Source organism: Chroococcidiopsis sp. (genome assembly GCF_051657925.1).
GTDB lineage: Bacteria > Cyanobacteriota > Cyanobacteriia > Cyanobacteriales > Chroococcidiopsidaceae > Chroococcidiopsis.
The window spans coordinates 1-10,922 of record NZ_JBOFLP010000284.1 but is presented as its reverse complement, the minus strand read 5'-3'; the positions used below and the strand labels follow the sequence as shown (position 1 = coordinate 10,922).

Here is a 10,922-nt window from a genome sequence, read left to right as displayed (position 1 = left end):
GCGATCGCGTGCCATAATTCATCAGCAATGTGAGGAGCAAATGGAGCTAATAAGAGAATTAATGTCTTAATTCCTTCTGCATACACTGGAGAATCTTTGCATTTTGCATCAGCCAGGGCATTGCTGAGTTTCATTAATTCAGAGACGGCTGTATTAAATTGGTATTCGCCTTCTAAATCTTCGGTAACTTCCTTAATAGCCGTATGAATTCCCCGTTTTAAATCCTTTTCAACTTTGGATTTTGGATTTTTAGCTTTGGATGGTTCTTTTGCATTTGGTTGCTGTGCGAATTCGGTGACTAATTGCCATACCCGATTCAAAAAGCGAAATTGCCCTTGAACATCTGCTTCATCCCACTCCAAATCTTTTTCTGGAGGTGCTTTAAACAGAATAAACATTCTGGCGGTGTCTACTCCATATTTAGCGATTACATCTTCTGGAGCAACACCATTACCCTTAGATTTGGACATGGTAGCGTAGACGAGTTTTAGCGGTTCGCCCGTTTGCGGATCGCGAGGATCGTCTGCATTGACAATTGAGGTGGGAACCCATTTATCTTTGTCTGCCTTATTGGGATTCATGTAAGTTAATCCCTGTACCATGCCTTGAGTTAACAGGCGTTGGAAAGGTTCGTCAAAGTTGAGCAAATTGCGATTGCCTTCGGCACCTCCCTTTGGGCGATCGCGCAAGACTTTGGTAAAGAACCGCGAGTACAATAAGTGTAAAATTGCGTGTTCTATTCCCCCAACATACTGATCCACGGGCATCCAGTCATTAACTTTTGCTGAATCAAATACCTGCCGATCGTTTGTGGCATCGGGATAGCGCAAGAAATACCATGACGAATCGATAAACGTATCCATCGTGTCTGTCTCTCGCTTCGCTGGGGTGCCACAGGTAGGACAAGGTACGTTAACCCAGCTTTCCAACTGCGCTAAGGGCGAACCACCGCGACCCGTAAATTCTATATCTTCTGGTAATCTTACGGGTAAGTCTGCTTCTGGTACGGGTACGATACCGCAGTTAGGGCAGTGAACTACAGGAATGGGTGCGCCCCAATATCTCTGACGAGAAATCAGCCAATCTCTGAGGCGATATTGAATTCTGGCTTTACCCCAGCCCTGCTGCTCGGCATATTCAATGATTGCTTGTTTGCCTTTTAGCGAATCTACACCATCAAAAGAAGTAGAATTCACCATTATTCCTGGTTCCGTATATGCCTCTTGTAACGAGGGTATTTTACTCGTGTCTTCTCCTGGTGGCACAATCACAACTTGAATGGGCAGATTATTGCCTTGAGCAAATTGAAAATCTCTCGTATCGTGAGCGGGAACTCCCATGACTGCCCCAGTACCGTATTCATACAATACATAGTCAGCAATCCAAATCGGAATTTCTGCACCTGTAAACGGGTTAATTGCCATTCCGCCTGTAGGAATTCCGCGTTTGGGTTTATCCTCAGCCGTGCGTTCTAATTCGCTTTCGGCTGCAACCTCTTGGATAAATGCTTCGACTGCGGCTTTTCTGTCTGGCGTTGTCACCTGACGAGTCAAAGGGTGTTCCGGCGCTAGAACGACGTAGGTAACGCCGTAAACCGTATCGGGACGAGTGGTAAAAACGCCGATTTTTTCCAAACTACCAACTATGGGAAATTCTAAATATGCCCCTGTAGATTTCCCAATCCAGTTAGCCTGCATCAGCTTGACTCGTTCAGGCCAGCCTGTCAACTGGTCGAGGTCTTGCAGCAATTCTTCGGCGTAGTCGGTAATCTTTAAGAACCACTGTTTGAGTAATTTTTTCTCAACTTTTGCCCCGCTGCGCCAAGAACGCCCTTCACTATCAACTTGTTCGTTTGCCAATACGGTTTGGTCAACGGGGTCCCAGTTAACGGCTGCTTCTTTTTGGTAAGCAAGTCCGGCTTGCAAGAATTGTAAGAAAATCCATTGCGTCCACTTATAATAATCTGGCGAACAAGTGGCAAGTTCTTTATCCCAATCAATTGACAAACCCAGCCGCTTTAATTGGTCGCGCATTTGGGCGATATTGCGTTGGGTCCATTTAGCAGGCGGAATATTATTTTTAATGGCAGCATTTTCGGCGGGTAAACCAAAAGCATCCCAACCCATAGGGTGTAGCACCCGATACCCTTGCATTCGTTTGAGGCGAGCAATCACATCCGTAATCACATAATTACGGACGTGACCCATGTGCAGGCTACCCGATGGATACGGAAACATGGATAGGGCGTAGAATTTCGGCTTATCTTTGTTTTCTTCAGTTTTGTCTATACCTTGTTCTACCCAGGTTTTTTGCCACTTTTCCTCGATCGCTGCGGGATTATAACGGGACTCCACGAATGAGACTCCTAATGATGCGTTCGTGTCTGTCTCAATATTTTAAATTACTGTTAATGGGTAATTGGCGATCGAGAAGTCAAAAGTTAAAAGTCAAAAGGCAAAAACGATCGCTAACTATGAATGACGAATGACAAATGACAAATGACGAAATCATAAAAGTCTTTGTATATGGTACGCTCAAGCCTGGCGAGGCAAATTATCAGCGTTATTGTGCGGATTATGTAGTGGCAGCACGAGAAGCGATCGCTTTGGGTCAACTATTTGACTTACCTTTCGGATATCCAGCCATGACTCCTGGCTGTTTCAAAGTCTATGGAGTTCTGCTTTCTTTTGCCAATCCAGAGATTTTACAGCAGGTTGACTGGCTAGAGGATTACGACCCGCAAAGGGCGATCGCTGAAAATGAGTATTACCGACAGCAAATAGAAGTCTACGACACTTCTTTAGCACCTATAGATCGAGCTTGGACGTACTTGATGACCCCAGAACAAGTACGCGCTTTTGGTGGCGTTTTTCTTCCTGACAGCTGGTGGAGCAGTCACAAATCAGTGACCAGAGACCAGTGACCAGTTATCGGTTGTCAGTTGTCAGTGGAAGGAGTGGCTACCAGTGGCTAGTAGCTGGACTCAATTCTTGTCACCAGTCACCAGTCACTAGCCACTCACGACTCACGACTCACGACTCACTTCAATTAAAATTCTTATTTTGTGGATGTTGTTGTGGCTCTATTGGTCGATTATTTTGATTTTGTCTTTCACCATTTGGTGAAGGAATCACGATCTTGGGGATTTCTACCACTGGGTCGTTGATAGCGACCATAAGTGGCTCAATTTTGGAGAGTCGGGCAAGTTGTGCGATTGGTGAGTTTGGTAGGGTAGCGATCGCGCCTACAAACACAGCTGCAATGGCAGTACCACCCCATACGATTGCCCGCCGTTGCGATCGACGGTGTATCCTTTGATAGACCTGTTGAATAGTTTGTTCTACAGGTTCTTGTGTTGGTACTGGCAGCGTTCCAATTCCTTGACGGAGGTTGAGCAAGCGCTCGTACAGCCGTTTGGTTTCTGGGTCATGTTCTAGCCATGTTTCTACCTCTCGCCTTTCGGCAGCGGTAACTTCCCCGTCCAGATATGCGCTCAGTAACTCGAAGCGATCGCGCTTCAACATATCCATAGCACCGATTAATTGATTTGCCTCAATAGTATGGTGTTTATCTGTTTCCCCTGGTTCGGGGCGATTGTCGATCCAACGTTTTTCATCAGAGGTCATTTTAACATCATCACCCGCTTATTCATAGATATGTCTAGATCTGTCTTTCCACCAAACTACCGAGTTTGCTGATATTTCTGAAGATCTTAAAGATTTGAGTTAGAGTTTCGATCTACTTACAAACGTATATTCTTGTGTCATTGCTTTCTATCTTCGGACTGATTAATTATTGACCGTTAAGATAATTTTGCAGTTGCGATTGGAGTCTAGCTCTAGCTCTAGCAATTCTCGATTTGACAGTTCCTAAAGAAACGTTGGTAATTTCTGCAATTTCTTCGTAGGGCATTCCTTCAATTTCTCGCAGCACGATAGTTGTGCGAAATACTTCGGGTAGATCTGCGATCGCCTCTTGCAACTGCTCGTAAAACTCTCGCGTTGTCAACTCTTCTTCAGGGCTGGGATTATCTCCGGCGATTTCCCAGTCCATTTCTCCATCTTCGGCAACGCGAGGAGTATCTAGAGATAAGGGATGTTTAACTCGCTTACGTTTGCGTAATTCGTCGTAAAAGATATTGGTGGCAATACGACTCAACCAGCCTCGGAATTTAGCTGGCTCGTTTAGCCGCTTGATGTTGCGGTAAACGCGAATCCAAACTTCCTGAGCTAGATCGGCTCTGTCTTGCCAATCAGGTGCTAAATGATACAATATGCGCTCTACATGCGGCTGATAACGGCGTAACAGCTCGGCAAATGCAGCCTTGTCTGGACGCAGCCCAGCCTGACAGCGCAAAATGAGATCGCGATCGGATAGCTTTTCTACTGTCACTGGCGCTGGAGTAACCGTTACGTGAACTGTTGACCAGCATACAGGAATTGATTGACTCATAAATGCCAATGGCTCGAAAACATTCCCGATTCATAGACTGCCCCACTTTACAGAAGTTCCCTACAGCAAGGCGGAATCTTTCTCAAGTTAGAGACGTGAATCTGATACCAGTATGTTCCCGAATAGGGAGCAGGGAGCAGGGAGCAGGGAGTAATTCACGCATTCACGCATTCACGCATTCACGCATTCAAAATTCCCTACACCCTACAACGCTAGTCGCACGGCAGTCGCTACAACGGGGGAAGCCAGCGCACGCGACTGGCTTCCGCACGGCGCTAGCTCCCCCATACCCTTTCTTCACGCACAACTTACCACTCTTTAAAAGCTAGTTGCTGTCGGAGATCGCGGGGAAATACGACCTTCATTAAGGAGGATTTGGGATTTTCTACGACCCGATAGCTTGGCTTCGCAGGTTCGTGGCTAATTGGTACGCCGACTCCAAGCAACAACTTGATGCACATGGTAATTGCGATCGCTAACATCAGCTTTTCTAACATCGCCTTTGTCCCCCACAACCACTAGCTGTACTTCACTTACAGTCACAAAACCGAGCGCTGACTTGAAACAACTGAAATCTAATTGCCAGAATTCTTTAGATATTTCTAGTTTGCCTATTTCTATCCTAAGATAGAAGCAAATCATAATACTATCTTAATATTTTCTTGCCTTTAGATGAAGATAGATTAAACTTAGCTCCGTCAAGCAATTGACAAGACTAATTTGTCTCCTACGTTAACGGTGGAAGACACTTTACGATCTGTCATTGGCAGTCTGTATATTTGTTTTTGGCAATCGGCAATTAGCTGTTAGCGATTGGCTAAGAAATCTGTTGCTCGAAGTTAGGTGCGTAGGCTTGGAGTAGCATACTGACTTGTTTCACTACCTCTTTACCACCACTACTTTTACCGAGGGCTTGGCGTTCTGGGAAGAATTCGGGTCGGTCTAAGCTGCGGGCGATCGCTTCATCGATTTGTTGTACAATTAGCGCTGCCAGCTCTTCTTTTGCCCGCTGGCGTTGGTAATTAGCACCTTCTTCAGTCGTAGCATATAGGGGAGGAAGACGATTGAGTGCATAGGCAGCGATATCACCTACGTCTAGACTGTGACCGCTGGTAACTTTAATTTCTGCTACCCGTGCGATAACTTCAGTCAGCACTAACTCTTCCATTACGTTGATAAATTGTTTGCGCTGCACCGCTACAACTTCGCCAGTCAAGAGCGAACCCATCAACTTATCTAACGCCATATACTCTTCTATGGAAAGCTCGGAAGCAGTGTCACAGATTCTACCCACCTCTGCTTCCATGGCTGGTGTTAAATAGCCATCTTGAAGGGCTTGCTCGACAATTTGTTGAATGCTCATAACGCTGCTTTACCTATTTTGCTTTCCTATAGTTAAACTAACCCTGGATTGATTTTGCCCTGCTACAGCACAAAAATTAGCACCCTAAGTCTAATTCATTCCTTGTTCCCGCCAAGTTGTCGGATCGACTGCTTCCCCTTGAACGTAAAATCCCCAATGCAGATGGGGTCCAGTTGAAGCCCCCGTCGAACCCACCGCGCCAATCGGTTGTCCGGCTCTAACAATATCTCCTTCTCTGACATAGATTCGGCTTAAGTGGAGGAAAACACTCGTTACTCCTTGACCGTGATCGAGTCCAATTATATTACCGTGAACTCGAAACCCTTGAGATTCTAAACCGATTAAGGAAACTCGCCCTGCGGCAGGAGCAACTACGGGAGAACCTACCGGACCTGCATAGTCAACACCACGATGGTAGTAATCTTTAGCAAATTTGCCATTGTAATAGCGACGCACTCCGTAAATCGTGCTGACTCTACCGCGATTGGGCTTAAGAAAAGGACCATTCCAAAATTTTTGCGGGGTAACGAGCGATTTAAAAGCTGCTACCCGACTCAGTTCGAGTTCGGTTGCTTCTAGCCCAGCCTTCCCTGGTCGAAAGTTAATTCTCTGCACGGGAAACTTACGATTTGCAACCCATACGGCTATATTTCTAACTTTACCTTCGCTGCTGATCTGAATTTCTCTTTTTCCTACTTTTTGTAAAGGTGTGGTAGGAACAAAAGCGCGAAATACACCAGGAGCAATAGCAAAAGCTGGATAAGTTTTGCGATTGACAGTCACGATAGGGCTGACGTTGACATCGGGGTTGTTTGGTCTGACGACTACCGACAGCGTGTCGCCTAAATGAGGCTTAGCGGGAGCGACCCGTACCTGCAAGGCTTGAGCTGGTAAGGCTGAGACTATGGTAATACCCAGTGAGAGTAGAAAGTAGTGGAGAACTGGTAATTGGTAATTGGTAGTTGCTAGTTGGTAGTTGGTGACAGGCAATCTCTCCCCCAGCTCCCCCAGCTCTCTTCCCCAGCTCCCTGCTCTCTGCTCCCTGCTCCCTATTAATTTATTCATATACTTGCAAAAGTCCAGACTGATTGACCAACTAGATTAGCTTTATGGTCTCGATCCCCTATGAAAGCTATATCGAGTTTTTACAAAAGTAGATGTGTTGTAATTGCTCCCAAATAAACTTAAAACTTCTGTATGCTGAATTTTATATACCTTAATACTTCTTTTATAAATTTGTGCAGGAAGATTTCAGATTAATAGTTGACTTGGTTTTGGTTTTGGCAGTGGCAGCAGGCGGCGGCTTACTGGCGGCGTTGTGCCGTCAACCAGTACTGCTAGGCTATTTGCTGGGTGGCATGGTTGTAGGACCAGCTGGACTAGGACTGATTAAGGAGTTAGTCCAAGTTGAAACTCTCGCTCAATTTGGCGTTGCCTTTCTGCTGTTTGCCTTGGGTGTAGAGTTTTCATTTGCTGAATTAAAAAAAGTGCAGGCGATCGCCCTTGGAGGAGGAGGATTGCAGATTGCCCTGACAATTCTGGTCACAGTGTTGGTCTGTGGAGTTGCAGGAGCCTGGGAAATCTTACCTGCTAAGGGCGTGTTTTTGGGGTCAATTTTATCTTTATCTTCTACTGCTGTCGTCCTCAAGTGCTTGATGGAACGAAACGAAACGGCGAGTTCTCACGGACAGGTCATGTTGGGAATTCTGGTCGTCCAAGATTTAGCACTGGGATTGATGCTGGCAGTTTTACCTGCACTAGACCAACCGCCGCAGTTAATTGGTATAGCGGTAGCAACAGCACTGCTGCGAATTGGTTTATTTGCTGCCGGAGCTGTTGCCGCAGGAATTTGGCTGATTCCTCCTCTATTACGCCTGTTAGCACGAACTGAAAGCAAAGAATTATTTTTACTAGGAGTCGTAGCGCTGTGTCTGGGAATTGCTCTATTAACAGAGCATTTGGGGCTATCGATTGAAATGGGGGCGTTTGTTGCCGGATTAATGATTTCTGAAGTGGAGTATGCCGACCAGACTCTAACTTATGTTGAGCCACTGCGAGATATATTCGCGACGCTGTTTTTTGCCGCGATTGGAATGCTAATCGATCCCGTGTTTCTGTGGCAAAACTTGGAGTTAATTTTAGGACTGGTGGCTTTGGTTTTTGTGGGTAAGTTCGCGATTGTCATGCCCTTAGTCATGCTTTTCCGTTACCCATTGAAAACAGCTTTGATTGCGGGATTAGGATTAGCTCAGATTGGAGAATTCTCGTTTGTATTAGCGAGTGAAGGGCGATCGCTCGGTTTGGTGTCCCGTCCCGTCTACCTGCTGATTTTGGGTACGACTGCCGTTACGCTCGTTCTTACACCTTTCGTGTTGCGACTCGTGCCAAAGTTATTGGAATTACCTTGGTTGAAAAAATTCATCGAGGGGCAAGATTTACCACTCGAAATTTCAGCCAACACGCCTCAACAAAATCACGTTGTCGTCTGCGGTTACGGGCAGGTTGGGAAAAACTTAGTGCGCTTGTTACAAGAACGCGATCGCCCCGTAGTCGTAATCGACCAATCAGAAAGCCGCATTCAGCAAGTCCGCGAGGCGGGCGTACCCTATGTCTATGGCAATGCAGCTAGTTTACACGTATTAGAAAAGGCAGGGGTCGAACGAGCTAAGTCGCTGGCGATCGCCCTACCCGATCCGATGAGCAGCCGCCTGTGTCTGAAGCGGGCGTTAGAATTGTCACCCGATCTCGATGTGGTAGTACGGGCAACTAAGGATAAAGATATTGAATTACTCTATCAATTAGGAGCGAGAGAAGTCGTACAGCCCGAGTTTGAAGCAAGTTTGGAACTAGCCAGTCATTTGCTAGCACAGATTGGCTTAGCACCGATTTCGATTCAGCAAGAAATGCAGCAAATTCGCAATCATCATTATCTAGAGTTACGTCCAGAACGGACGGCGGCTCAAGTTTCGCGTGAATTGCAGCAGGCTACTCAAGATTTAAATAGCCGTTGGTACGCCTTACCAGCAGGTTCGCCACTCACCGGTATGACGCTAGAAGAAGCTGACTTGCGCTACTTGACGGGGGTGAGTTTGATGGCAATTAAACGGGCAAACGGGCAAGAGGTAGATTATCCCAATGCTAAGACGATGTTGGAAAAGGGCGATCGCCTATTGTTAGTGGGAGAAGCAGAAGAATTAGCCGCTTTAGAGGAATTGGCTCAAAGCGAGGCAACTGTACCAGAAGCCAATGCTGCTTGTCATTGGTTGATGGTAGCTGCTGATAGCCCCGCGATCGGTCAAACTCTAGTAGATCTCGACATTCGCCGTCGTTTTGGCATACAAGTCCAAGCCATTCGCCGCGACGGTAAATTTCTGCGGTTTCCCGATGGCAATATGGCTTTACGGGCAGGCGATCGCTTGCTATTGTGCGGCGGTTACTTGGCAATGACACAGTTGCAAAAATTGCTAGCCGTCACTTCAAGTCCGCTCTCCAGCGTACCAGTGGTGAAAGCTATAGAAGCAGAAGCTTTGCGGGAGTATTTGCCGTTGGATAGTTGGAGAGAATAATAGTGTAGGGCGAAGCCCTACACTATTATTCGTCTCTCATTTCCCTAACTCTCGGTCTGAGGTAGGCGATCGCTTGTCGCCAAATTGTAGTGGAGCGCTCGCTTTCATCAATTAGGCAAACGCAATTAGAATCTTGCCAGCCTAATCTACCTGTCAGCGAGTCGCCTGTCATGAGTTTCATTTCTACGACAATCTGACTTTTAATCAGAGATTGTACCTGCCGAATACTAGGTAATGCTGTATCGTAGTCGCTAGCCATGTTTATACTTAACTTTAATTCCTATATATTGATAGTTCCCTCGATTGAGCTTTTAGTTGTCATTGGAAAAGTCAAAAGCTAGGAGACAGGAGACGAAAGAGAGCAGAGGAGCAGGGGAGCAATTTCAGTGACTAGTGGCTAGTCACTGATAACTGATAACTGATAACTGATAACCGATAACTAAACATGACTACTGAGTTTGTTAAATATCACGGGTTAGGTAACGATTTTATTTTGATTGACAATCGCGCCTCTAGCGAACCAATCGTCACGCCAGAGCAGGCTGTCAAGTTATGCGATCGCCATTTTGGTATTGGTGCTGATGGGATCATCTTCGCCCTACCTGGCACCAATGGCGCTGATTACACCATGCGGATTTTCAACTCTGATGGTTCGGAACCGGAAATGTGCGGCAACGGAATTCGCTGTTTTGCCAAATTTCTAGCAGATTTAGAGGAAATCACCAATCCTACCTCTCGCCTCCGCATTCATACTTTAGCTGGTATCATCGTTCCCCACCTCACTGCTGACGGTCAGGTCAAGGTAGACATGGGAGAACCAAGATTGTTAGCTGAGGAAATTCCGACAACTCTTGTCGCTGCTGGAGAGAAAGTTATTAACCAATCTCTAAACGTTGCAGGTCAGACCTGGTCAGTTACCTGTGTCAGCATGGGTAATCCTCACTGTATTACCTTTGTTGATGATGTGGCTGCTATTCCCCTAGAGGAGATCGGACCCCAGTTTGAACATCATCCAGTTTTTCCCCAGCGCACGAATACGGAATTTATTCAAGTCACAAGCAGAGATTACTTGAAAATGCGGGTCTGGGAACGCGGTGCTGGGGCAACTTTAGCCTGCGGTACGGGTGCTTGTGCTTCCCTGGTGGCTGGAGTGTTAGCAGGAAAATGCGATCGCGTTGCTACTGTAGAACTTCCAGGTGGCTGTCTGCAAATTGAATGGTCGCAAGACCAAAAACTTTACATGACGGGTCCGGCAGAGCGCGTGTTTGCGGGGAAGATCGAGTAATCTAGCCACAAAAATCTGATGGCATATCTTTAATACTTGACAAGGCAAATAAGTGTATATACACTTATTATATGTCAGAGCAAAACTCTCAATTCAATTTAGTTCAGCTAGGTAACGTTGCTAATACTTGTACCTGTTTTAATCTTCGCAAAGCCAATCGAGTTGTAACGCAAATTTTTGACGAGCAGCTAAAGCCAAGTGGATTGTTAATTACCCAATTCACGATATTAGTAGCGATCGCTCAAACAAGTTCGGG

General features: G+C 46.1%; 11 protein-coding genes and 1 pseudogene. 5 read left to right on the top strand and 7 right to left on the bottom strand.

Going from position 1 to position 10,922, the window contains the following annotated elements:
- Positions 1-2,354 (bottom strand): leucine--tRNA ligase (gene leuS, locus ACRC32_RS23330; RefSeq protein WP_438556220.1); only part of this gene is annotated, 2,354 nt, incomplete at its 3' end.
- 137 nt (positions 2,355-2,491) lie between these two features.
- Between leuS and ACRC32_RS23325 the strand changes: the two genes are divergently transcribed.
- Entirely contained in the window at positions 2,492-2,923 is a 432-nt protein-coding gene (locus ACRC32_RS23325) for a gamma-glutamylcyclotransferase family protein (protein WP_438556219.1), read from the top strand.
- Positions 2,924-3,044: 121 nt separating this feature from the next.
- On the opposite strand, the gene ACRC32_RS23320 is transcribed toward ACRC32_RS23325, so the two are convergent.
- Together ACRC32_RS23320 and ACRC32_RS23315 are read right to left on the bottom strand one after the other, a co-directional pair.
- On the bottom strand, positions 3,045-3,626 hold the full coding sequence (locus ACRC32_RS23320; protein WP_039713713.1) for an anti-sigma factor family protein: 582 nt from the start codon (positions 3,624-3,626) through the stop codon (positions 3,045-3,047).
- 166 nt (positions 3,627-3,792) lie between these two features.
- On the bottom strand, positions 3,793-4,452 hold the full coding sequence (locus tag ACRC32_RS23315) for a sigma-70 family RNA polymerase sigma factor (protein WP_438556218.1): 660 nt from the start codon (positions 4,450-4,452) through the stop codon (positions 3,793-3,795).
- An 8-nt stretch (positions 4,453-4,460) separates the two neighbouring features.
- On the opposite strand from ACRC32_RS23315, the gene ACRC32_RS23310 reads away from it, so the two are divergent.
- On the top strand, positions 4,461-4,781 hold the full coding sequence (locus ACRC32_RS23310) for a hypothetical protein (protein ID WP_438556217.1): 321 nt from the start codon (positions 4,461-4,463) through the stop codon (positions 4,779-4,781).
- Here ACRC32_RS23310 and ACRC32_RS23305 read toward each other — a convergent pair.
- The 3 genes from ACRC32_RS23305 to ACRC32_RS23295 form a co-directional block, all read right to left on the bottom strand.
- On the bottom strand, positions 4,761-4,949 hold the full coding sequence (locus ACRC32_RS23305; RefSeq protein WP_438556216.1) for a hypothetical protein: 189 nt from the start codon (positions 4,947-4,949) through the stop codon (positions 4,761-4,763). The two genes, ACRC32_RS23310 and ACRC32_RS23305, sit on opposite strands and share 21 nt — an antisense overlap.
- 320 nt (positions 4,950-5,269) lie before the next feature.
- Complete coding sequence (locus ACRC32_RS23300; protein WP_015156757.1) at positions 5,270-5,815, bottom strand: late competence development ComFB family protein; 546 nt, start codon at positions 5,813-5,815, stop codon at positions 5,270-5,272.
- A 90-nt stretch (positions 5,816-5,905) separates the two neighbouring features.
- Positions 5,906-6,880, bottom strand: coding sequence for a M23 family metallopeptidase (locus ACRC32_RS23295; RefSeq protein ID WP_438556215.1), 975 nt, complete (start codon positions 6,878-6,880; stop codon positions 5,906-5,908).
- A 173-nt stretch (positions 6,881-7,053) separates the two neighbouring features.
- Here ACRC32_RS23295 and ACRC32_RS23290 point away from each other — a divergent pair, with 173 nt between their 5' ends.
- On the top strand, positions 7,054-9,381 hold the full coding sequence (locus ACRC32_RS23290) for a cation:proton antiporter domain-containing protein (protein ID WP_438556214.1): 2,328 nt from the start codon (positions 7,054-7,056) through the stop codon (positions 9,379-9,381).
- A 25-nt stretch (positions 9,382-9,406) separates the two neighbouring features.
- Here ACRC32_RS23290 and ACRC32_RS23285 read toward each other — a convergent pair whose 3' ends face one another.
- Positions 9,407-9,640, bottom strand: a complete 234-nt coding sequence (locus ACRC32_RS23285; protein ID WP_438556213.1) for an Hfq-related RNA-binding protein — start codon at positions 9,638-9,640, stop codon at positions 9,407-9,409.
- Positions 9,641-9,826: 186 nt separating this feature from the next.
- Here ACRC32_RS23285 and dapF point away from each other — a divergent pair, with 186 nt between their 5' ends.
- The gene (dapF, locus tag ACRC32_RS23280; RefSeq protein ID WP_438556212.1) at positions 9,827-10,666 is read left to right on the top strand and encodes a diaminopimelate epimerase; all 840 of its coding nucleotides are present in this window, start codon (positions 9,827-9,829) and stop codon (positions 10,664-10,666) included.
- A 71-nt stretch (positions 10,667-10,737) separates the two neighbouring features.
- Positions 10,738-10,922 (top strand): annotated as a pseudogene (locus ACRC32_RS23275) (MarR family transcriptional regulator); the annotation flags it as partial.